Annotated in this window: 21 protein-coding genes and 1 riboswitch; of the genes, 8 read left to right on the plus strand and 13 right to left on the minus strand. The window is 42.8% G+C overall.

The features are described from left to right. Positions 1-13 precede the first annotated feature (13 nt). The 7 genes from M3180_RS03200 to M3180_RS03230 all read right to left on the minus strand — a co-directional run bounded on the left by M3180_RS03200 (position 14) and on the right by M3180_RS03230 (position 9206). Complete coding sequence (locus M3180_RS03200) at positions 14-2254, minus strand: helix-turn-helix domain-containing protein (protein WP_251665768.1); 2241 nt, start codon at positions 2252-2254, stop codon at positions 14-16. A gap of 10 nt (positions 2255-2264) precedes the next feature. After that, a complete protein-coding gene (locus tag M3180_RS03205; RefSeq protein WP_251665769.1) occupies positions 2265-3146 on the minus strand; it encodes a carbohydrate ABC transporter permease in 882 nt (293 codons plus the stop codon). Positions 3147-3173: 27 nt separating this feature from the next. After that, positions 3174-4076 (minus strand): ABC transporter permease, encoded by a 903-nt coding sequence (locus tag M3180_RS03210; RefSeq protein WP_251665770.1) that lies wholly within the window; start codon positions 4074-4076, stop codon positions 3174-3176. A 79-nt stretch (positions 4077-4155) separates the two neighbouring features. After that, positions 4156-5787 carry an extracellular solute-binding protein gene (locus tag M3180_RS03215; protein WP_251665771.1) on the minus strand — a complete coding sequence of 544 codons (1632 nt, stop codon included), beginning with the start codon at positions 5785-5787 and terminating at the stop codon, positions 4156-4158. A 407-nt stretch (positions 5788-6194) separates the two neighbouring features. Continuing rightward, a complete protein-coding gene (locus tag M3180_RS03220; protein ID WP_251666348.1) occupies positions 6195-6917 on the minus strand; it encodes a hypothetical protein in 723 nt (240 codons plus the stop codon). Next, positions 6917-7780: an ATP-binding cassette domain-containing protein gene (locus M3180_RS03225; protein ID WP_251665772.1), complete on the minus strand. Its 864-nt coding sequence runs from the start codon at positions 7778-7780 to the stop codon at positions 6917-6919. Before M3180_RS03225 ends, M3180_RS03220 begins: the two co-directional genes overlap by 1 nt. A gap of 181 nt (positions 7781-7961) precedes the next feature. Then, a complete protein-coding gene (locus M3180_RS03230) occupies positions 7962-9206 on the minus strand; it encodes an MFS transporter (RefSeq protein ID WP_251665773.1) in 1245 nt (414 codons plus the stop codon). 121 nt (positions 9207-9327) lie between these two features. On the opposite strand from M3180_RS03230, the gene M3180_RS03235 reads away from it, so the two are divergent. Both M3180_RS03235 and sigK read left to right on the plus strand, forming a co-directional pair. After that, positions 9328-10233, plus strand: coding sequence for an AraC family transcriptional regulator (locus M3180_RS03235; protein WP_251665774.1), 906 nt, complete (start codon positions 9328-9330; stop codon positions 10231-10233). 151 nt (positions 10234-10384) lie between these two features. Further along, positions 10385-11101 (plus strand): RNA polymerase sporulation sigma factor SigK, encoded by a 717-nt coding sequence (sigK, locus tag M3180_RS03240; RefSeq protein ID WP_251665775.1) that lies wholly within the window; start codon positions 10385-10387, stop codon positions 11099-11101. A 78-nt stretch (positions 11102-11179) separates the two neighbouring features. On the opposite strand, the gene erm is transcribed toward sigK, so the two are convergent. Continuing rightward, on the minus strand, positions 11180-12022 hold the full coding sequence (erm, locus tag M3180_RS03245; protein WP_251665776.1) for a 23S ribosomal RNA methyltransferase Erm: 843 nt from the start codon (positions 12020-12022) through the stop codon (positions 11180-11182). A 505-nt stretch (positions 12023-12527) separates the two neighbouring features. On the opposite strand from erm, the gene M3180_RS03250 reads away from it, so the two are divergent. The 5 genes from M3180_RS03250 (at position 12528) to M3180_RS03270 (ending at position 17046) form a co-directional block, all read left to right on the plus strand. Further along, positions 12528-12815, plus strand: coding sequence for a hypothetical protein (locus tag M3180_RS03250; protein ID WP_251665777.1), 288 nt, complete (start codon positions 12528-12530; stop codon positions 12813-12815). A 479-nt stretch (positions 12816-13294) separates the two neighbouring features. Then, positions 13295-13852 (plus strand): LOG family protein, encoded by a 558-nt coding sequence (locus M3180_RS03255; RefSeq protein WP_251665779.1) that lies wholly within the window; start codon positions 13295-13297, stop codon positions 13850-13852. A 78-nt stretch (positions 13853-13930) separates the two neighbouring features. Next, positions 13931-14043, plus strand: a riboswitch (TPP riboswitch). A 76-nt stretch (positions 14044-14119) separates the two neighbouring features. Beyond that, positions 14120-14689 (plus strand): ECF transporter S component, encoded by a 570-nt coding sequence (locus tag M3180_RS03260; RefSeq protein WP_251665781.1) that lies wholly within the window; start codon positions 14120-14122, stop codon positions 14687-14689. A gap of 16 nt (positions 14690-14705) precedes the next feature. Further along, the gene (locus M3180_RS03265; RefSeq protein WP_251665783.1) at positions 14706-16301 is read left to right on the plus strand and encodes an ABC transporter ATP-binding protein; all 1596 of its coding nucleotides are present in this window, start codon (positions 14706-14708) and stop codon (positions 16299-16301) included. Then, positions 16270-17046, plus strand: coding sequence for an energy-coupling factor transporter transmembrane component T family protein (locus M3180_RS03270; protein WP_251665784.1), 777 nt, complete (start codon positions 16270-16272; stop codon positions 17044-17046). The genes M3180_RS03265 and M3180_RS03270 overlap by 32 nt, the downstream gene beginning before the upstream one ends. A 128-nt stretch (positions 17047-17174) precedes the next feature. Here the strand turns inward: M3180_RS03270 and M3180_RS03275 are convergent, their stop codons facing one another. Both M3180_RS03275 and M3180_RS03280 read right to left on the minus strand, forming a co-directional pair. Then, a complete protein-coding gene (locus tag M3180_RS03275) occupies positions 17175-18137 on the minus strand; it encodes a TRM11 family SAM-dependent methyltransferase (RefSeq protein WP_251665785.1) in 963 nt (320 codons plus the stop codon). A 10-nt stretch (positions 18138-18147) separates the two neighbouring features. Next, positions 18148-18576, minus strand: coding sequence for a zinc ribbon domain-containing protein (locus M3180_RS03280; RefSeq protein WP_251665787.1), 429 nt, complete (start codon positions 18574-18576; stop codon positions 18148-18150). A 90-nt stretch (positions 18577-18666) separates the two neighbouring features. Here M3180_RS03280 and M3180_RS03285 point away from each other — a divergent pair, with 90 nt between their 5' ends. Then, a complete protein-coding gene (locus tag M3180_RS03285) occupies positions 18667-19332 on the plus strand; it encodes a uracil-DNA glycosylase (RefSeq protein WP_251665789.1) in 666 nt (221 codons plus the stop codon). Positions 19333-19524: 192 nt separating this feature from the next. On the opposite strand, the gene M3180_RS03290 is transcribed toward M3180_RS03285, so the two are convergent. The 3 genes from M3180_RS03290 to M3180_RS03300 are packed head-to-tail and all read right to left on the minus strand — an operon-like array spanning position 19525 to position 24303. Beyond that, positions 19525-21177: an extracellular solute-binding protein gene (locus tag M3180_RS03290; RefSeq protein ID WP_251665790.1), complete on the minus strand. Its 1653-nt coding sequence runs from the start codon at positions 21175-21177 to the stop codon at positions 19525-19527. 2 nt (positions 21178-21179) lie between these two features. Beyond that, complete coding sequence (locus M3180_RS03295) at positions 21180-22562, minus strand: response regulator transcription factor (protein ID WP_251665792.1); 1383 nt, start codon at positions 22560-22562, stop codon at positions 21180-21182. Further along, positions 22555-24303 carry a sensor histidine kinase gene (locus tag M3180_RS03300; protein ID WP_251665794.1) on the minus strand — a complete coding sequence of 583 codons (1749 nt, stop codon included), beginning with the start codon at positions 24301-24303 and terminating at the stop codon, positions 22555-22557. Before M3180_RS03300 ends, M3180_RS03295 begins: the two co-directional genes overlap by 8 nt. Positions 24304-24326 lie beyond the last annotated feature (23 nt).

Genomic DNA, 24326 nt, shown 5'->3' on the forward strand with positions numbered 1-24326 from the left:
ATTGTAAGCTACCCTAGCCTATATCCTCTTCCCTGCTCATATTTTTTCGATAGTCACTCGGACTAACACCGACATGCTTCTTAAAAGCACGTCCGAAGGATAAAGGGATCTCATAGCCTACTTTTGATGAAATTTCATTAATGCTGCTACTGGTTACAAGCAGCAGCTGCTTGGCGTGCTCAATTCTTAGCTCCATTAGAAAGTCAGCAAAGTTAATTCCTAATTGCTCCTTAAAGAGCTGACTGACATATTTACTGCTTAGATTAAATTTCTCACTAATGAGATTCAAGGATAGCTCGGGATTTTTATAATTCTCCTCGATATACTCCCGAATGCTGTGCACCGTCTGTTTGCTGTCCTTTGATCTTACGTAGTCAAGGTATTCATTGTGCGATTGGAGCAGCAGCTCTGCGAGTCGAGGTGCAATTTCCTTCATTGATTCCTTATGCAGTAGTTCATTCCATTCTGGCAGGAGCACTTCTTGACATTGTGTCTTTAGCTCTTGTGGAAGCTTCTCGGCCATCTGCTCAAATAGACTTTTGAAGTATTGAAGCAGATGAACATTTTCTTCATTAGTCAGTACCTCACGTTCAAGATTCGCAAAAAAGCTTGTTACGCGTTCATCCCATCCTTGCTGTCCTAATCGATAATCATAGATCAGCGCATTGCATTCTTGATAGTAAAGGTGAATCTGACCGCTTTTGGAGGAAGCGATTTGCGTATAATGCAACGTTCGATTACAGCCATAGGACAGCTTATAGCGCAAGGCCTCCACGGCCTCATTATAGGAATGAGACAGCTCATCCCAGCTTCCAACATGCCGACCCACACCGATTGTTACCGTTACGCCAAGGTTAGCAGCGACCCATACTCGAAAGGTTTCAAGCTTATTCAGCCACTCATTGCTTTGCTGCTCATGTTCAAACAGATAGATCATCGGCATGCGGTTTAATCGCGTCCACTCAGACCATGTAAAGCCTTTTTCGTGCACATATTCCTGCAGCACATTGCTCATAGCAAATTTGATTAGCCCTTGATCATATGACTTTTTATACTTCTCCTCGAATGCTTGATAATGATCAATCTCAACGACAGCTACAAGTGCATGCCCAAATTGCTGTGGATAGCCTAGTCTTTCCAAGGTATCCTTCCATTTCTTTTTCCCTGCACCATCGCTCCGCTCCAAAAAATGTACGAAAGCCTGCATTCGCTTATGCTGGTTTGCTTCCTGCACTTGAGCTTCATATTGCATATTTTCATCATTTAATCGTTCAATAGCTTTTTGAATAAAGGAAAACTCATCCGTTGCATTGCCTTTTACCGTGCTTTGCTTCATCTGGAACGATTGAATTTGCTCCACAATGTTTTGAATTGGGCGATAGTTGCGCTTCGTAATAAATAACGTATAAATAAAGCTTCCGATGATGACCGCAATACCGACAGCAATCCAAATTCGCGACAATGTCTGCAACGAGGTAAAGGATAATTTGGATTGTATTCCGCTGGTGAAGTGCCATTGCAAGTACCCGGAGCTTAAAGCGTTCATAATCTCATGATTCTCGATACCGGTCTCTGATGAGGAATACACAATGATATCTTCACCTGCTGAAATCTGCAAAAACGTACGTTCAGGGTCAATCATTTTTTCAATATTTGACAGAAGAGCATCAATCGAAACATTAATCACTACAATTCCTTGACTGCCCATGGGCAGCTGTGTTCGCTGACTAAAGGATATAACATCGGTATACTGCGGCTCCTCACCCATACCATCCGTATAGCTGCGAGGTAAGGACCATCTACGGCTTCTGTCCGTGCGCTTAAGCTCGGACAGCACAAAGAGCTGATCTTCGAATTCACTTAAAGACTCATACTCGTTCATCGACAGCACCATCTCATCCTCGATTCGGTACAGATATGCGGATTGTATGATTGGATATTCTAGAACGAGCTGTCTAAGCTTCTTATTCGCTTCGTAGTTCAATAATCGATCATTCGTCGAACCATGAAACTCGAAATACTCATACAGTGCATCGCCAATACGCAGCTCCTCCAGCATGCGACGTTCTATCGTCATGAGGGAGGTCTCTAGCGTATCTGCGATATATTCTGTGGAATACTTATTTGTCCGCTCTGCTTCTTTCATCGATACTTCACTAACTACAAAAATAGCAATGAATACGATAATGGCTATCGTAAGATAGAGCGTCGGAACATAAGAGAGCACTGTTTTGGTATACCAGCTTTTTTTCATAGGCGCACAATCATCCCTTTACAGAACCAAGTGTTAATCCGCTTACAAAATATCGTTGCAGCCACGGATATACAATAAGAATCGGAACGGTAGCAAACATAATGCTGGCCGCTTTTAGACTCTCTGGCATATATTCGACTGCGGAGGCGTTTGCTCCTTCTGCTAATGTCACCTCCGATATCATATTGTTCATAACCATCTGATACAGCTTCAGCTGTAAAGGGTATAGATTTTGATCGGTAATATAGAATAGCGCATCTCGGAACCCATTCCATCTACCAACCGCGTAGAACAAGCTCAAGGTTGCAAGCACAGGCAGGGATAGTGGTAATACGATGCGGAATAGCTTACCAAAATCGCTGCAGCCATCAATTTCCGCTGCTTCGTTCAAACTCTCAGGAATAGTCGAACGGAAGAACGTCACCATAATAATCATATAAAACGGACTGACTAATCCTGGTAGGATCAATACAAGCATAGAATCTAGCAGCTTCAAATCCTTCATGAGCAAATACTCTGGAATTAATCCGCCGCTAAAAAACATCGTAAATACAATAATAAACATAAACAGCTGCTTGCCCTTCAGACTATTAACAGATAAGGAGTATGCAGCCATTGTCGTCATAATCATCGCTGAGCCTGTAAACATCACTGTTAATAGAATGGTAAATAGTAATGAACGTATCATCGTTATATCTGCAAATACGCGTTTGTACGCATCAAAATTCAAGTCAATTGGATAGATCGTAACCTTTCCTGAAACAATCGGTGCATTAGAGCTTAGAGAAACAGACATGATGTGCAGAAACGGTGCAAGACACAAGATGACGCAGCCGACAATAAATAATGTGTTAATAACATCGAATAACGAAAACTTACTCGTTTTTTGCATCTCAATCGCTCCTTTCTCGCTAGTAAGCTAGATAATGCCTTCATCCGTCGTCTTTTTCGACACATAGTTCGCCGTTAGAATAAATACAAGGCCTACGACTGCTTGGAATAAACCTACAGCGGTTGCAGTTGAGAACTGTCCACTCTGTAAGCCGATACGATAAATATAAGTGCTTAACACATCAGAATAATCTCTAACCATGACATTACCTATAATAAACGGACGATCGAAGCCGATATCGACCATGTCACCAATTTTTAGAATGAATAACACAATAATGGTGGTCCGAATACCAGGTATCGTAATATGCCATATTCTTCTTAGTCGACTAGCTCCATCAACCTCAGCAGCCTCATACAGCTCCTTGTTGATACCTGTAATCGCTGCAAGATAAATGATGCTGCCCCAGCCTACACTTTGCCAAATACCAACGCTCGTATACGTTGCGAGCCAAGCGTTTTTTTCTGATAGAAATGGAATCGGCCCAATTCCGAGATCCTCTAATAGCAGATTGATCATCCCATAATTCGTTGCAAACACCTGATACACGATACCGCCAATAATGACCCATGATATAAAGTGCGGCAAATAGAGCATCGTTTGTGCCACTTTTTTGAATTTTTGCAGTCGCAGCTCATTCAAGCAGATGGCCAAAATAATCGGTGCTGGAAATCCAAATACCAAATCCAGGCCGTTCAGCATAAACGTGTTTCTAAGCGCAACATAAAAGCTCTTCTGAGAAAAAATATCTTTGAATACTTCTAGTCCGACCCATTCACTAGCCGAAATCCCTTTGAAAACGTTGAAGTCTTTAAAGGCGATCGTCACACCATAGATGGGCAAATACTTAAAAACGAAAAAATACGCCAACGGTAGAATTAGCATAATATATAGCTGCCAGTGCTTAAGCACGTAACTTTTACGAACCATGACTCTCTCACTCCTCTAACGATGCTTTAAGACAAAGGAGGGCGGGAATAGACCTCCCGCCCATTGCACGAGCCAATATTTATTTCATTGCCTCATACATTGCAGTACGCTCCTGAATAACCTCATTACCTGCTGTATCCATGAAATCCTTTAGCGCTGCTTCATACGTTTGATCGAAGCTATCTGGCTTAGCCATAATAGATTTAACGAGCAATTCCTCGTACTTTTCTAGCATAACTACTGAATATTTAGCTTCTGAATCAAGTGGCTTCTCAAATTTGATTGGCTGACTTACTGCATCCTTATTCGCATATTCTCTTGAGATTGTCGCGATTTCACGATGTTTTTCTACTACGCTTAATGCGTTATATTCGTTATTTTTTTCAGGTGAACCGAAATCAATGCCGTTTGTAATAATGAGCATATCACCAGAGTTGAATAGCAGCTTTTGAGCTTCCTCACTTGAATTACCAACTGGGTAACCGTTTACAAGATCATGATGCAAGCCTTCTTCACCGAAAGCCATGTACTGAATCACTTCATCCTGTGCCATCCAGTTCAAATACTTAACTGCTTCTTCCGCACGCTCACTGAAGGAAGGCACCATAATATACATACCGCTTGGGTTATAAGCAGGCTGTCTATTCTTCCCTTCAAAATCAGTCCAAGGCAGCACTGGAACAACCTCAGCACCCTCAACGTTACCTTCAAGTGTCATAACAACGGAGTTTTCCCCGCCTCCAAATGCTGTACCTGTATCTGCCATATATAATCCTGTGTATCCATTAACGAAATTCTCTTCTTTTTTCTTCTTATCTTTATCTAAAGCAAAGTCTTGATCGAGCAAGCCTTCGTTGTACAGCTTATTCAGAAATTGCAGCGCATCCTTATGACCATCCATCAAAATCGGATACTCACGCGAACCAATCGTTACAGAACGCAAGTAACGCGCCTCGTCCGATTGCTCCTTAATGAAGGACCAAATCACTGGCTCATACGAGTCTGGAGCTAAAGCAAAGCTTAATGGAATCGTTCTTTGGCCACCCAAATTACTCTCCTTGAAGGCTTTTAGCGTCTCGTAGGTTTCTTCAGTAGTTGTCGGTACTGGCAGCTGCAGCTGGTCAAGCCAGTCTTTGCGAATTAAACTAGAATACTTTTGAAGATTTACACGTCTTGCCACAACCGCATACTGTGTTCCCTCAAATACACCGTATTGCAAGGAATCGGCAAGATAATTCTTTATATTTGGTCCATGTTCATCAATAATTGGCCCAAGATCCGTTAAGCCCCCTTGCTGCGCCCAGCTATATGCTGCACCTTCATTGTACGTAAAGATTAAGTCTGGGGCAGTTCCCGCAGCCATTTGCACGTTTAAGCTGTTGATCTCTTCACTGCGCGGGATAGCAACATATTCGATATCTATGTTGTTTGGATCTCCGAAGTTTTTCTGTACGTATTCTGTCATAAGATTATTTGTAACCGTTAATCCTTCGGGTGCATTACCGCGATCGAACACTTCTACTCTTAATTTCACTCGTTCCTTGCTTTCATTTTTATTGCTGTCTTGATTACTTCTAGGTGTTGTTGTAGACTTTGAACCTTCTGAATTGTTGTTACCTGTTCCTGTTGAGTTGCTGCTGCACCCTACAATCAAAGCGAAGCAAAGCGTTACAGTGAACAATAATGACCCCATTCTTTTAAGCGCTTTCATATTGCTACCCTCTCCTTTTCTAAAATAAAAAGTGAATATAGCTCAAGAAGCAACCTCGTGGTGTACCTGAATCATAATTGTGCTGCATCCAAAGGGTCAACATACATGATTCTGTCTACTATACAAATCTCTAGATCACGGCCCGCAAGCCCTGTAGTGACGCGGGTTATAGAAAATTAATAAAACTCCATTAAAGTAAGCGCTTAACCAAGTTTCATTAAAAATTGACTTCTTAATTTTATGTATTAACAACATCTTCTTCATCATTGTATGCAATTTATATCATTTTCTCAACAATAAATTAGGGTAAGAGCAGAGGAAATCGCTTGACCTATTTCCCTCTTTTTCTATACTCTTACCCTTAATTCTCTGTCATTCGATCACGATCCAACAATCTTGCTCATTACTCAAGTCGGCGAATCCTGTTTTTTTCTATTGAGTATTATTAGAAATAGTGCAGATGAAGCAAAGCTGTAAAGCATCGTCACACCGATTGGCATCCATTTCATGCCAAGGGCATGATTCTCATAATTATATAGCACATCCATCATAGCATTGACAGGTGGGAACAATATCGTCACATATTGAATCGCGCTCGGCAATAGATTGTTGATTGACTGGGCACTGAATGCAACAACGACAACCAAGGTCAACAGTAAAAATGACGTTAAGCGGGAACGGATGAATTTCGTACAGAACCAGCAAGTGATGGCTACTGCAAGCCATGATGCAGATAAATGATACAGCAGTGACATCAATAGCTCCGTTATGCTAGGAGCTCTATCGAATTTATAAGTTAGTGCGGGGTATAGCAGAGCAAAGATTGCAAAGGGGACAGTAAACAACCAGCTGTACAGCAGCTTCGCTATGTATAAAGTGCGTATATTCCCAGCATGCATAATCGATATCGCCTCTTGATTCATCGTTTCATTATCGATAATGGCATAGCTTAGCATCGTTGAAATAATAAATAAAAAGGATACTGAAAAGGAATAGCTCTCCATCACTGGATTAGGTACAACGCTATAAATAAAAACAATTCCCGCCAAAAATATAAAGCTAGGTGGGCCAAATCGGTAGGAACGGATAAAGCAAGTATGTAAATAGGATAACAAGGAAATCAATAACATCACCCTACCTTTCTCTGCAGCGAGAATAGTTCTATGCCATTCTTCAGCAGCTCCGTCATAAAGTCGTTATAATCCTTCTTCTGGATCGTAATGATGATTCGGTTCTCATCTGAAGATTGAAATACAGCTTCAGGAAATTGACTAGCAAGTTGCTCTTGCAGCTCTTCTTCTACATAACAAACAATCTCGAAGCTAATCTCGTTGAAGCTTGCTGCATCAGTCATTGGCTCCTCGCTTAGTTTCCCTTGTCGAATAAAATAGATCGTGCTGTCTAGTTGACTTGCGAGTAATGGATCATGCACAGCAGCAACGATGGAGGCTCCTTCTTCTTGAATAGCCTGAAGGGAAGACACCAGATGTTCAGCTGATGGTTTATCAAGTCCTGAGAATGGCTCGTCCAATACAACAAGATCAGGTCTATTAAGTGTTGCCTGCATAATGTTAACCTTTTGCAGCATTCCCTTAGAGAACTGTGTCATTTTAATCGTAGATTGCTCTAGCTGGAACAAGGAATGCAGCTCATCAATGCGCGCTTGCAGCTGCTGTTTCGAAATATGTGCAATTCTTCCCATATGAGTCAAATACTCCGTAGACGTCATTTTAAGCTTAGGCATACGGTCTGGCGCATAGCCTAGCACAATTCCAGTCGAATCTATCAATCTTTCTCCTGCAGTTACTGGAATAAGCCCGCTTATTAGACGAAGCAATGTACTTTTGCCCGAACCATTGCTTCCCATAATAATGATTGAATCGCCTCTTTTAATTTGCAGCGATATATCGGATAACACGGTACGATCATTGAATCCCTTCGTAACATGCTTAAGCGTAAGTAATGCATTAGACAAATCTTTCACCACCATCATTAATAAATTTTCCTATAAATAGAATAGCTGGAAAGCTACCCATTAATCAACTCAACATGCGCTATTGAAATATCATCTCAATAAAAAGGCCTACTCCACTTGGAGTAGGCTGCTATTCTGTTTATCAATCTGCCATTCAACTGCTATCATTCAGTTCGATGGTGTTGCAACGATGTGTTTATTACAAAACCTTCACGGATACATTCTTTGTTTTTTGCAGCTGTCTAATACAAACGATAATAATTATTGGGAATATGATCGTTAACAGCAAGCCCCCTCTTAAGCTAAACTCGGCAAGCTGACTGCTCGTTTGTATTTCTTCTATTAATGACCAACTAGAATGTGATACTGCTAGTGACACGATCCCTACCGCGCTTGGTCCAATCGCGCACCCAATATCTCCACCAAGTGCCAAAAGAGCAAACATGGAATTACCGCCTCTTGGATAGGTTTCAGAGGATAAGCTAATCGTAACCGGCCACATCACACCTATTGCTAAACCTGTAAGTGCGCATCCTATTAGTGCAACAATCGGGTCAAGCGCCAATGATGCAATAAGATAACTAAAAATACATAGAACAGATGACCACATTAGCAGCTTCTTCATATCCACTTTTCTCGCTAACTTGCTATAAAAAATCCGCGCTAACCCCATGAGCGCAGCAAATGCACAGGGCCCCAACAAATCACCAAAAGCTTTAGAAACACCGAGCCCACGCTCAGCATACAACGAGGACCATTTTGACATCGCCTGCTCAGCTGCTCCGGCACAAATCATAAGCACAAACAATAACCAAAACGTTTTTAATGTTAAGAGCCTTCTCATTGATGTCCGCTCATGCTGCTCCACAAGCTCTCTTACAGGAACTATTGTAAACAAGAAGGTATTAATTAAAGGAACGATACTCCAAATAATAGGCAAGTAAATCCAGTTACGCAGACCGAATATTGTAAAATACAAAGTAGTTAAGAAGATAACCCCAACTAGCCCCCAGCAATAAAAAGAATGCAGCACACTCATCGCACTAGCCTTTTCTTCACCAGGTAACGCTTCTACGATCGGGCTAATAACAACTTCAATAAAACCTCCACCCACTGAATTTAATGATATCGCAATGAGTAAAGCCCAAAACGGCTCCATATACTCGGGTAAAATACTCATGCATGCCAACCCGCCAACACAGCATAGGTTCGCAATAATGATAGAAGCTCTATATCCGATACGATCGACTACCTTACCAGCGATAATATCGATACAAATCTGAACAGAAAAACCTATCGTTATGAGTAAAGCTATTTTTTCTAAGGAGAGATTAAATTGTTCTTGAAATATTATTAGTAACAATGAAGGTAAATTCGAAACCACTGCTTGCGTAACATAACCGATAAAACATGCATACAATGTATGCTTAAAGCTAAAATTCATAAAGCCCTCCAACCTGATTGAAAAACTATCAGTAAATAATATAATTATACTAGTATACATATTAATTATTTCTAATTATTCCTTCTAAATCTATCATTAACTACCCTAATATGGAGGATTTATGCAAATTAATAAAATTAACGTTGATCATCGTAAAAAAGAATTAATACAGTACAGTAGCATTAAATTCCCAATACAGATTTACTTGGATGATCTCCATACATATGATTTAGACTATATTAATTCACATTGGCATAAAGAATTTCAATTCTCTGTTGTATTAGAAGGAGAAGTTGAGGTTAGAGCGAACGATGCATCTATTATTCTTCGGGCTGGTGAGGGTATTTTTATTAACTCTGAGGTTTTACATTCTATTAGCTCAACTAGCTCACAAAATGCAATTTTGTTTTCAATTATTGTTAGTCCGCAGATCGCCAATGTTGAACACAGTCTCATTTATGAAAATTATATTCATGCTCTAGTGAATAGTAAGGCCATCCCCTATATTGAATTACGTCATGCTGCATGGCAGAAGGAATGCATCCGTTTATTAACCTGTATTTATCAATTAGATCAGCAAAGGAAATTCGGCTATGAACTGTTAGTCATCAGTTATTTAGCTAAGATTTGGAATCACCTCGTCGTTAATTCTAAGGAGATACTTATCAGTCATAGCCAAATTGAATTGTCCATTAATCAGCAGCGCATTAATATGATGTTAAACTATATTCATACACATTTTCATGAATCAATTAAGCTTGTCGATATTGCAAACTCGGTAAATATAAGTACAAGTGAATGTAATCGTTGCTTTCAAAAATTGCTCGGTATAACACCCATTGAATATTTAATCCAAGTTCGACTGGAGCATGCTATCACACTATTAGTTGAAACGAATATGCCTGTAATCGATATCGCGTTCAGATGCGGCTTTAATCATTTAAGCTATTTTGGCAAAGTATTTAAGGATTATAAGGGCATGTCCCCGACTAGGTTCCGAGATGCTAATAAAAAAGCTAATGCATAACGATTAGTTGAACGTTCCTGTCATGAATGCTACATATGCTCGTACCTATTTTTAAGGTACAGGCACAACTGGGCAGCTACCCACATACATTAGAGAACAGACTGCAGCGGCCTTTTTTAGGCCCATGTAAAGTTCATCAGGAGGTGGAGCTATGCCTGGTTTTTTCACATCAATCGCCTTATTTATTAAGCAATTGACCTTATTAGTATCCTACGTCAAGAACAATGCTTTTCCACAGCCGTTGAAGGAAGAGGAAGAGCAGTATCATCTGACGCGAATGGCTGAGGGGGATGTAGATTCACGAAATACGTTAATCGAACATAACTTGCGTCTAGTCGCACATATCGTGAAGAAGTTCGACAATACGGGTGAGGATCAAGAGGATCTCATCTCAATCGGCACGATTGGGTTAATTAAAGCGATCGAAGGCTTTCAGCAAGGCAAAGGCACCAAGCTGGCTACGTTTGCTGCTCGTTGTATTGAGAACGAGATATTGATGCACCTTCGTTCCCTCAAAAAAACTCGCAAGGACGTTTCGCTTCATGACCCTATCGGCACTGACAAAGAGGGCAATGAAATAACTTTAATCGATATACTTGGCAATGAAGGGGACGATATTGCCGATCAAGTACAGCTAGAGATGGAAAAGAGTAAAATTTTCAAAAACCTCAGTATTCTTGATGATAGAGAGAAAGAGGTAATCATCACGCGATTTGGCTTACTTAGCGGCGGTGATGAGCGCACGCAGCGCGAAATTGCTAAGGATTTAGGGATTAGTCGCAGCTACGTCTCTCGGATCGAGAAACGGGCGCTGATGAAGCTGTATCATGAGTTTTATAAGGAAAAGGATAAGTCGAGTAGAAGATAATATAACGTTAAAGGCCAAGCAAGGTAGATGTGTCTACTTAGCTTGGCCTTTGTAATTGTTCCTGTTGTTTCTAATATATTATTTCCTTGGCCAGCGATGAGCAGGGACATGCTTCAGCATTGCATGAAATAGCGTCCCCCATTGCTGTAAATCCATATCTGCAACGACATGCTCGCGCTTAAGACCAGCTTGTGCCAATACAATTTTAAGCTGTGCTGGTGTAAAAATACCTCTGAGCACTTCAGATACCGGCGCCTTGTAGCCTCTAAGCACATAAGCTGCGAACGCAACAAATCTTTTCGCTTCTTGCATAGGAATTAAGGCCGTTTCTCTGCGCTTAATGATCATGATTGCAGCATCTACTCGCGGTGGCGGTGCAAAATCTGTTCTCGGAATGACGCTCTCGAGCTTGAACGTAAAGAACATTTTCCACATCAATAAACGTGAATCAAACGTAGTTTTTTGTGTAAATCTTTTTGCTGCACCCTTCTCTACAATTAATGTTGCTTTTTGCAGTGCTCTTCCTTCTGCTCCAAGCAGCCTCTCTAGAATCGGCGTCGTAATTGAAAACGGAATATTCGCCACGACTGAGAATGAACTTGTTGGCAAGCAATACGTTCTAATATCCGCATGAACGATTGAAATATGTGAACGCTCACTTGCAATGACTTTGCTTTTCAGTGCTTGGGCATAGGCAGCATCGATTTCCACAGCGATAACCTTCCTTACTTGCTCGCCAATCGGGAATGTAAGTCCTCCTTTCCCTGCCCCTATCTCAAGTACCGTATCATTAGTCTGCAGTCTCGCCGCTTCTAGCAATCTCTTAATCGTCTTCGGGTTATGAAGCAAATGTTGACCTGTAAAATTAGGACTAATTTTCGAACTGCTTCTCGCTCGGTTTTGTTTGCTATGCCTTTTCATATAAATCCCTTCCATTCTTGTTTTTTCAAAACAAAAACCGCTGTCTGCAGCGGTTTACTAGAAGGGAGCTTAACAATTTGCATACTCAAACAAGCCTATGCCACAACGATAAAATGGCAAAAGCTGAGCATGAATCATGTTCCATCTTAAGTAAATGATCTATTGCAAGCACAAAAAAGAGACAGCAATCACTACTGTCCCTAAATACTTTAAATAAGCGAGATATCCTAAAATGGGCAGACCGATTCCGTTTGCTCCGCACGCAGACAGAGCCTTTGTTCACTATTTAATTCGTAGGACAAAGTAAAAAACGCAATCTTCCGTAATTTATAACACCCATAGTTAGGACAACCCTCCATTCCTTAAGTTCCTCTTATTGTAACTTATACAACAGCTTATAACAACCACCTCAGTAAAAATTTGTAAAGCAGGCTTTTCTATTATGTGCTCCTAATATTCTGCCGCCTCATGGGCATACTATGGAAAATTCTGTAGGAGGTATTCCATGTCTAAAGATGGTTTTATGAATGAAAAACGAAGCGAGTCTACTGATCTTGCCACTGTAGAATCCCAGCGCAACGACCTTATTCCAGAAGAATTCGCGGATGGCCCATACGGTTCGCCTACGAATGCAGAACAACTAGGTAAGAGCACACCATGGCGCAAGGATCAACGTCCTCCCAATCGATTTGATTATGAAGATCGAGCACAGCATGCAGGAACCGAGCGTGAGTACCCTGGTGATCAAGGACAAGGGAATGCTGCTTTAGATACATTTAATGACGAAGACTAAAGCTATTAAACAGCGAAAATATACTTCCAACTGGCGGATTTTATATCGCCGGCTGGAAGTGACATTAACTAGCTGCGCCTTACGGCAAATGGGAGCTTGTACACTGAGCGTTATTCGATGTGTCATAAAGGAATTCTCACTCCGAACCACTTTGCCATCTCAAAATCTCAAATTCCCCTCCACATGACATAATGACATATTCCCACCCAACATCCATAACACTACCAAATAGTATTCAATGACGTTCTCCATCCTGCAAGACTTAACGTCTTGATCTTAGTCCTAACAACGTAGACGAAGTAATATGTTTGAATGTTGACAAGTCCAAGCGCATAAGGTTAAACACGCACTACACATTGTATTAAACGGCCCAAGCTTATTCTGCCGCATGCTTTACAGTATCCACATTTACTCCTGCTTGCTTATGTCTTTTGGAAAAATTATACTAAACCTATCCTAATGTAGAATGGAGAGTTGCTATGAAACGTATTGCTGTATACTGTGGCTCCAGTATTGGAGCTTCTTCTGACTATGAACAAGCTGCTATTGCATTAGGTAATGAGCTTGCTCAACGTGGCATCGGTCTCGTCTATGGTGGCTCGCGCACGGGCTTGATGGGGGCGGTTGCAGACGCTGTGTTACAAGCTGGCGGAGAGGTTATCGGCATAATCCCTCATCATCTGGCACATCGAGAAATTGCCCACGAGCAGCTTACCAAGCTTATTAAGGTTGATTCAATGCATGAGCGTAAGCATCAAATGATGGATCTATCCGACGGCTTTATTGCTATGCCTGGTGGTGCTGGGACAATGGAGGAGTACTTTGAAGTCATTACATGGAGTCAAATTGGGCTGCACAAAAAGCCATGCGGTCTATTGAATGTTAAAGGCTACTACAACCCGCTAATCCATCTGTTTGATCATATGGTACAGGAGCAATTCTTAAAAGGGCGCTACGCTGCACTTAATCTTGTCGCGGAGCAGCCTCACGAGCTGTTAGAGCAGATGGCTAATTTCCGCCATCCCGACGAGCTATAAACATTCCTCAACCTTTACAATTTCTTAATATACAGTTGTCAAGTTTGGAAATGTATAGTACATTAGATCACAGTTGCATATAAACCGTCCGGGTGCTTGTGGAAACAGGCTGAGATAGTAGCTATTACCCCGCTACTGACCGTTGATCTGAACTGGATAATACCAGCGTAGAGAATGGGTGTTTAGAAAAAGAGGGATTTTCTGACCGTCTGCGTATATCCAGACGGTTTTTTTGTGCATACAAAACAATGTTGGAGGAGTCAAAACATGAAAAAACTTAGTTTAGTAGACATCGTTGTCATTATAGTGATAGGTATCGTATTTGGAGTAATCATGAAGTTTTGGGACGATCTATACAGCGTAGTGAAGCCGTTAATGCCAACGCTGCGTCAATTAATTTATGGTATGTGGTTTATGGTCGGTCCATTTGCTGCTCTTCTTATTCGCAAGCCTGGGGCAGCGCTATTGGCAAGTGTTGCAGGTGCAAGTCTATCCGCGTTAGTCGGTAACGGCTTTGAGGTTCTAATGTACGGATTAATTCAAGGTCTTGGAGCTGAGCTCGTCTTCCTAGCATTCCGATATCGCAAATTTTCAATTGCAGTTGCAGGATTAGCAGGCATCATGTCCTGCGTTGGCGGCTTCCTGCTAGATCTAAGCTATGGTTACGCTGAATTGGAAACATGGGCATTAATCGTGAAGTACGGATTACGTGTCATTAGCGCCTTTATCTTTACAGGAATCTTCGCCTACTATATCGTGCTTGCGCTAGAAAAAACGAAGGTCACTTCGTTAATTCGACCAATTGACTATTCAGAAATTGACAACCTTAAGCAGTAAAGAAGGAGTTTAACGGATGACGAATAAAGCGATAGGTGTTACGAAGCTGAGAGCCAAGTACAGTGGGGAAAAGCAGCTTATATTCAACGATCTCACCCTTTCCATCCCTCATGGTCAAAAACTACTGCTGCTTGGACCTAGCGGCTGTGGCAAGTCTACGCTTTTACAAATTATTAGCGGCATTATACCAGGAGCAGTCCAAATCCCACTGCTGGCAGAGCAAATTACAAAGCCAGAGAGCTGGGGCTTTGTCTTTCAAGACCCAGACACGCAATTCTGCATGAGCTATGTCGATGAGGAGCTTGCGTTTGTCCTTGAAAATCAACAAATCCCACAAGAGCAGATGAAGCAGCTCATTGAGGAAGCTCTGGAGCATGTCCAGCTGCACTTGCCCAAGCTACATACTCCGATTGCAGAGCTGTCACAAGGGATGAAGCAGCGTCTTGCTCTTGCGGCGGTATTGCTTCTTAAGCCGGATGTTGTATTTCTTGATGAGCCTTCTGCCCTGCTAGATCCTGAGGGCAAGCAATATATATGGGAAACGATCCGTAGCACGTTAGCGCAGCATACCGTCATTGTCGTTGAGCATCATATTGACGGTATTCTTGACTGGTTTGATCGTGTCGTTGTGTTAAACCGTCAAGGTGACATTATTGCTGATGGCCACCCGTCTCATGTATTTGCAGAGCAGAAGTCATTTTTAATGCAGGAGGGGATATGGTATCCGAATATATGGGAGGAGTATTTTTCTTATCAATCGGACTCACCAAGCTTAGCATTCCGAGCTGAAGCTACTGCCGAGCTGCAAGCTCAACCAAACACTAGCGGTAGCCAACCATTGCTCGAGCTGCAAAACTTTAAGATTAAACGCGGAGCGTATTCACTCGATGTACCGTATGCCGCTGCTCAGCAAGGAGATTGGATTGCGATAAGAGGTAAAAATGGGGCTGGTAAAAGCACGCTGCTGTTCGCATTGGCACGCTTGCTAGCCTCTAATGGCAGCTATCGCATCCAAGGTGAGGACGTGGGCGAGGACATACCTCCTTCAATGAGCTATGTCTTTCAAAATCCTGAGCTGCAATTCATTACAGATCGAATCATTGATGAGGTTACGCATTCACTTATCGTCAAGTATGATAAGGAACGAACAGAGAAGGAGCAAGGCGAACATTGGATAAAAAGGCTATTTGCTCCTAAACAACGCAAGAGCAGAATCGATCTTCAGCAGCTAACGCTTGAAGCTTCAGCGGCACTCGAGCAGCTTCAATTAAGCGTACCGCCTGACCGACATCCTTATGAGCTAAGCATCGGACAGAAGCGTAGACTAAGCGTGCTGACAGCACTTGTCGAAAATCGTTCCATACTATTACTGGATGAACCTACCTTCGGTCAAGATGCACGCAGCACCTTTATTATGCTTGAGTGGCTGCAGCAGCTACAGGCTAGTGGCGTAACGATTATGATGATAACGCATGATGAGCAAATTATGAGGCGCTTTGCAACACAAATTTGGCATATTGAGCATGGTACGTTAACGACATGTTCACCAGCACAAGCGCTATATTCTAAGGAGGCAGACGATGAACAGCTTACTCAACTGGTTCACACCTAACAAACAAACCTGGCTACATCGCTGTAATCCTTCATTAAAATTTGTTGCCTTATTCGCTATCATGCTGTTTGTATTTTTCAGTCGCGCCATTGGATTATATGTTGGCTATATCATTTGCCTTAGTATCGTGCTCTGGTCTAGCAGTGGTTTCCCCGCGCGGAAGGTTGCCTTACTTCATATTCCGATCCTCATATCCAGCTTGTCCTCGGGTATCACCTTGACGTTATTCGGCAGAGGAAATGATATCATCTGGCAATGGTGGATCATAAAGATCTCCCATGAAAGTATTCATTCGGGTATGATGATCGGAACGAAGTCCTTACTAATCGGCATCATCAGCTTACTGCTGCTGCTTACCTCACCACCTGTAAAGCTGCTTTATTCATTTATGCAGCAGCTTCGCTTACCAGCTAAGTATGCGTATGCGTTTCTTGCAGGGCTGCGCCTCGTACCTTACATGATCGAAGAGGTTCAATTACGAAGACGAGCACTACGTATACGGCGAGTTCAAGCAGATCGCGGCTTTGCTAAAATCTATCAGATGATAAAGCTGTATAGCATTCCACTAATTGCACAGGCGATCCGCAGAGCCCATCGCATCGGTATTGCAATGGAAGCTAAGCAATTTCAACAAAAGCGAACCTATTATTATATCACTAGCTTCTCTGCCTACGATGGCATCTTTGTGTGCATCGTGCTAATATGTACCGCCGTCGCGCTTATCGTTCCTGAGCTCCCGGTATAATATTGAAAAGCTTCAGCTACATCCAACCTGATACATCTGCAACAACAACATGCCCATCACGTTTAGACTTCTAATCGTGATGGGCATTTCTAGTGTAATAAAAATGACTCGAGCGTGTATCCCTAACGCTAGTGATCAAACTGTACAAGCCATATATCTCTCTTGAAATGAGTTTTCTGCACCTGTCCAGCATCGATAATCGTAGCTCCAATCGCCTGCAGCTCATGCTCGATTGGCTCGACAGAGACGATCACTGCTCTTTTCGCTAATTTGCTCAAGGCCTGCAGCATCTCTTTACGCTCGGACTCCGGCAGCACGGAGCAATGATTGTACGGCAAATCCAGCACCGCGACATCGTAAACATCCTGCAGCTCTCTCATATCGGCAATGCCGATGCTGCAGCTAAACTCGAAGGCAGCCATATTCTCACGGGCACCAACGACTGCGAGTGGATTAATATCATAGCCTCTTGCAGAGACTCCTTGATCGCAGGCCTGTAGCAAGACCGTTCCGATGCCGCAGCAAGGATCAAGCAGTGTTACCGTTGAATCCAGCTGAGGCAGTAGTGTATTGACCACTGCACGTGCAACGCGTGTACTTAACGCAGTAGAGTAGTGTCTTGGCTTGCGATCATATTGCTGCCACTTGCCAGCATGTTGCTCGTATATGCCGAGCAGCCACTCTCCCTCGAGCTGTATGACGCCTAGCCAAACATCAGGGGACTTAAGATGAATGCTGCCGCCAATCGCGGTCCCAAGCTCCCGCTCCATCCTTCTCCTCAGCTCGTAAGGCAGCTTACTCGCGTTACCGTCTTGGATCACCTCAAGCGCAGTAATCTTATATACTTCCTGTAGCTGTAATTCCGCTGCTTCATGGAGCAAGTCTTCGTAGCTTTCAGCACTGAGCAACACTTCCAGTCGGTATTTTACATATGGGCTTCTTTGCGGAGAAACCTCTAGCTCGCTATCTATGACTGCCGTTGATTGATACCAGCTTGGCTCTACACGCAGCATTTGCCTAATTTCCAAGCTGCATAAGGCTAGCTCCTGCTCATGGCAGGTATATCGATATATATATCGCTTTCTATTCACACGAACCACCTTACTCATCATCTCGCCGCGCTTGCTTCGTTGGATGGTTCAGCTCGATATATTGGGGCTCAATCGTTGAATGCTCCTGAACGATAAAGCTTGCATTACAATGCACACACCCAATCGCATCAATCGGATTACTGCGATTGCAGCTCGGACACTGCTTGTCATCTGCTAAATTCAACATTTTCAATTGGTTTTGCTCTATTTCTGTTTTAAGTATTGATATTTGCTCAAGCTGGTGGCTAAAAAACGATAGCTGCAGCTCTTGACCTGCTTCTGCTGCAAGTGCTACCTTCTCCCCAATTTCCTTATACAATCCGCTAATTTCGTTTTGTTTGCCAACATTGATTAATTTTAGCCTATTAATTTCGACGAGTATTTTCGCTTTCGTACCTGCTTCCGATACACCGCTTTTTAATTTATCCAAAAAGCTCATATTGACGCCTCCTTTGCCTTCTTATAGGGTTGATTCTCCTAGCTACCTATAGTATTGTTCAATTAGATTTGTCAGGAGGGATTACAGCATATGCAGCTACCTAGCAATGAATGGGGAAAATTACTGCAGCAGGAGCAATTAAAGCCATACTATAAGCAATTACAACAATTTATTATAACAGAGTACAGTACATTGAACATATATCCAAAGCAAGATCATTTATTTCGCGCATTAGAGCTAACGGATTACTCTGATACAAGAGTCGTTATTTTGGGACAGGACCCGTATCATGGTGAAGGACAAGCACATGGACTTGCCTTCTCGGTTCAACCTAACGTAAAACTTCCTCCATCACTTAGAAATATGTTTAAGGAGCTGGAGAACGACCTCGGCATAGCTGCACCACAGCACGGTAACCTCGAGGGGTGGGCAAGACAAGGCGTGCTGCTGCTCAATACTGTACTGACCGTACGTGCTGGTGAAGCGAACTCGCATCAAGGAAAAGGATGGGAAGTTTTCACCGATGAAGTCATTCAGCTGCTTAGCAAAAGAGAAAACCCTGTCATCTTTGTGCTATGGGGCAAGCCTGCGCAAGCGAAGAAAAAGCTTATCGCCGCTCATCATATCATTATTGAATCGGTCCATCCTTCTCCGCTTGCTGCATACCGCGGATTTTTTGGAAGCAAGCCGTATTCAACGATTAATCGCCATCTCGCTGAGCTCGGACAGCAAGCTATAGCTTGGGACAATACTTAGAGCTGCACTAGACACACGTACACGCGCCTAGTTATATTTTTATGCTGTTGTTCAGCCATCATATGATTTTTATACTAATAGGGTCAAGAATTATTCTTCTCATTGTTAAATGAAACGACAGAAGCAACAGGTAAAGCTGCGGGCAGCAATTAGCCCGCAGCTTTACATTTATTATCGACACTTATTATTAGCTTACTTTACGCTGTACTTATGCTGCTCGTACGCTTCACTTGCTTCTCTCATTAGATGTATTCCACCCTGATTCATCCACTCTTCTACAAACTTATCAAAGCTGCTAATCGGCAGCTCTCCTGTAATCATCATTAGAAAATAGTTCATCTCTAGCTCAAGAAGCTGCTCCCAATAAGTCGAATAAGCCGGCAAATGCTCAATGCTGTAGCTCTCTAGCTTTATCATCGGCTGCTTCGATATTTCCCCTCCCTGCATATAGGCCTCAGCTACACTCCATGCCTCCATATCCTTCTTCGGCTGCTCCTCCTCCTGCACAACGTATTGGTACAGCCTTGACAGCTCAGGCGTCAGCTCTTCCTCGGTTAGTTCCTCTGCTAACAGCTGCTGCAGCATCTCATAACGCTTTACCACGCCATCTGGATCGTCCAGCAGCAGATCAAATGAATAGTAATTACGCAGCTGTACACCCTGCTGTGCTGCTATACTTCGTATTTCTTTACTAGCTTCATCCTCTATGTTGTCATAGCGCTCCAAGGCTGTGAACAGATTAAGAAGTGCCACTACGGCTTCGGGATACGGGTAGCCTTTACGAACGACTAGATAGCGGTCCGTTATCGGCGCAGACTTCGTTGTAAATTGACCCCCAGCATCTAACGGCGCCATATAAACCTTCCACTCTGCCTTCGTATCCAGTGATACCGATGCACTTAACGGCCAGAAGGGCGCCCACCACGGTGCAAAAATCATCCCCACTTGATTTTGCGTTACGAGCAAGCTCGCATCCTTACGCAGCATAAAATCACGATCAATAATTCCATGTTCATACCATTCCGCCAGCTTCTCAAGCGCTGCACGCGATTCAGCTTGAATCGATCCGTACACAAGATGTCCTTCTTGATTGACGATCCAATTTTGCGGGAAAGCGTGAAAGCTTGCGAAAAAAGAGTCTAGTCCCAACACTCCGGTTTTTTGCTGATAGACAAGCGATTTGTCAACGGGGAGTCCATAGGTGTCGTGCTCCTTATTACCATCGGGGTCACGATGCACGAACGCCATTGCAATATTCTCAATGTCTTGTAGTGTTCTAGGCGGTTCAAGCCTCAGCTTATCAAGCCAATCCTGTCTAACCCATAAGTACGTTGGCGCATCTGCCTCTATGCCAACATTGGGCAGTCCGAATAGCTTATCATCGATTTTCGCTTCCTCTAACGCTTTTCCACCTGTCGACTCATAGATCGACTTTACGAGAGGGGAGCCATGCTGTTCATAAACGTCATCCAGCTGCTCAATTAGTCCTCTTTCCGCCAACTGAAACAGCTGCTGCCGATTAACGATAAATGCATCAGGTAAGTCATTGCTGCGTATGGCTAGCTCTAGCATCGTATGATATTGCTCTTCTCCGCTTGCCTCCCAGCTATATTGAACCTCAATGCCTGTTTTCTCCAATATATAGCGTGTTACAAAATTATCATCACCAACATCACCCTCCGGAAGCTCGATATCAGAGTATGAATAAGGGACTCGAAGCAGAATTGGCTCATCATAAAGCAGTTCACTATTCTGTGCTATTTCTATGCTAGAGGCGCGAGTGCAGCCAGTACTACATACAGCGACATATATGATCGCTACAACAGCAAGCCATCTGCTCACCATAATCACTTCAACTCCTCCGCATGAAGTGAGCGATATTCTGTCGGATACACGCCTAGCTGCGCTTTAAATGCTCGACTAAAGTACTTGTGATCAACAAAGCCAACGCGATTGGCAATTTCTGAGATCGTTAGCTGAGTCGTGATTAGCAGCTGCTTGGCAGCATTCAGCCGGAGCGTCCGAAGTACGTCGCCAAAGGATACTCCAAAAAAGCGTTTAAAGCATTGGCTGAAGTAGCTGCGACTCATGCCAACTTGATAGGCAAGCTCACTTTGATTCAGCTCTAGAGATATTTGCTCATGCATATAACGAATTGCTTTAATCATGCAAAGCATAACCTCGTGCGAGAAGGATAGATCTCCCATTTTGCTGCGCAAAAAAATAGAAAATTGCTGAAGCCATCGTTCTGTACATTTCCAAGTCAACGCTTGCGGCTGATCTAATTGCTTCCCACCATACTCTGCATGACTCATCGTCATCGTAAGGAGCACCTGACGATAAAAGTAATGACACAGCTGCTGCATATAAGCTGGACTAGGCTTGAGCTGCAGCACCTCTTCGACCCATCTCGCCCACTCCTGTGGGTACAGCAGCCAACGATAGGTTTCCGTATCATGAAAAAAGCGTTGCTCCTGTTCCTTGCTTGATGCGCTAAGTTGCTGCATCCAGTGTGAAAGCTGAGCATCCGTCAGATGCAGATATTGATCTCTATCTCCACTATAGAATAACAATCGCTCTCCTTGCTCCATTAGCCAGCACTCGACTGCCTCCGTGTTCATTCGTTTACTAGCGCTTAGCTTTACAACCACAACATCCACATACTGAACTACATTGTCCAGCTTTTCTATTGAATAGCCAGGATGCAAACGAAACCAGTGTGGATCTAGCTTCTTTCCTTCCGTTTGCAATGAATGAGCATGCTGAGGATGATAGGCTGAATGTGATGTATAATAATATAGATAAATACCGCCTGGGTACAGCGTGGGTACATCCTGTTTTCGTTTAAGCTCCCGCTTAAGCCTTGAGACGATGCGCTTTGCCGTTTCCTCTACATTGTCACGATTCAGCAGTGTCTTCACAATATAATCAATAGCTCCTAGCTGCAGCGCTTCCTGCACATAGTCAAATTCGTGATGACAGGTCAAGATGACAAAATTCACATGTGGATGCCGCTCTTGTACATGCTTAATGAGCTCAAAGCCATTCATATTCGGCATCGTAATATCAACAAACATGACATCAACTTCTTGCTCTGATAAAAATTTCAACGCCTGCACGCCATCCTTCGCTTCACCGACAAATGAAATATCAAATGCTTGCCAGTTCATTAAGGATTGCAAGCCTTGTCGTACTAAGCGTTCATCATCTACAACAAGAGCATTAATCATGCCGCTCCTCCTCCAGCTTATTTGGAATAATGACAGTTAGACTTGTTCCAACGCCCTCCATGCTTTCTAGCTGTAGCACCCCACGTCCACCATAAAAGCGTTCCAGCAATCGTCGAACGTAACTAAGACCGATGCCCATGCCGCTAGAAGACGTTTTTGAAGCTGGAAGCAGCTGCTCTAATATTTTTCGATCAACACCTCGGCCATTGTCCTCCACTTTAAGCATTATTTCATGCTCCGAATGAGGTCTAATCGTAATGGCGATCACGCTATGCTCCTCGCCGCGACCATGATAGATAGCATTTTCAACGAGTGGCTGCAATAAAAACCTTGGAACGTTAACATCTAGCATCTGTTCATCTATGTCAAGCTTAAAGCTCAGCTCATCCTCGTAGCGAATTTTATGGAGATCGATATAATGCTGAAGTGCTTCCAGCTCCTGTCTAATTGTTACGATTAGGCTGCTTTTCCCCATATTATAGTGCAGCAGCTTTACTAGCAGTGTGACGATCCGGTCGATATCATCCTGTCCTTTAGCACGTGCAATCCATTGCACCGTATTAAGTGTATTATGTAAAAAATGTGGATTGATCTGGCTAAGCAGCTTTTCAATTTCCAGCTGTGATTTATTGCGCTCATTTTGCGATACCTCTGCAATCAGTTCATTGACAGTATGCTTCATCCCTTGAAAGTTATAAAGCAGTGTATCGAACTCCTCGATGCCGATCGGCTTAACAGGAGATTCACGTTCCCCTGTTAATTTAATTATTTCTAGGTTCATCCGTCTTAAAGATCCGTATACTTTTCGCCATATCATCATCGCAATAATCAATGCTAGAATGAGCGAGCCTAGAACTAAAGCTACCATTCTTAAAAACCAAGCATTGATCTCTCGATTATATTCATCCTTATTAACCGCAATAACAAGCTTCCAGCCTTGAATGCTCTCGTAGCCAAAGAGGTAGTGTCCTTGTATCTGCTTCACGCCACTAGAGACTAGCTCCCAGCTCAGCTCCTCTGCTGCAATAGGCGGGTCATTGGCATCGGCAAAGAGCACCTCCTTCTGATCCGAGATCAGATAATGATGGACAGGCATACCATACCAATGATTATTCATCATTTTGCGGAACATGTTGTAATTGGATTCTAAATAAATATAGAGGGAATCATTGCTGTCAGATCTCACTTCACGAATCGAGGAAAAAACGATATTCTCACTATTTTTATATTGTGTCTGATGTGGCCCATAGTAAGCGGTTCCATTGTAGCGTACAAATAAAGGCAGCTCATTAATATTAAAATCCTCCCTAACTGATAGATTGTTAAAAAGTATCGGCTGCTCAGTATTCTCATGATAGTAAACCATAAGTCCAACATTTGGATTCGTAAAATTTACAACGTTAAAAGTAGCCTCAATCTGCTCAATCATATCCACTTTTTCTGATAGGCTCGTCGTGCTCATATATTCGTTTACTCTAGCAGCGGTTTGTCCATCTAATGCGAACTGCTTCGAGACAAAATCAAGATTGCTCAATAAATTCTCAATCCCCATCGCTTCCTGCCTTAAACTCGCTTCAATTCCAGCAGATATTTTATGCTGGAGTATTGAATGCATCGAGCTGTACGTATATCCAGCTAGTATGGATGGAGGAATTAAGCATGCGATAAGCAAATAAATAATGAGCGTGCGCCTCAATGTCCCTTTTTTGAAAAACTGCTTGATACGCGAAACTGATTTCATCGAAGCAATCACTCCATATGTAT

Origin of the sequence: Paenibacillus camelliae (genome assembly GCF_023715345.1) — a bacterium.
GTDB classification, from domain to species: Bacteria; Bacillota; Bacilli; order Paenibacillales; family Paenibacillaceae; genus Pristimantibacillus; species Pristimantibacillus camelliae.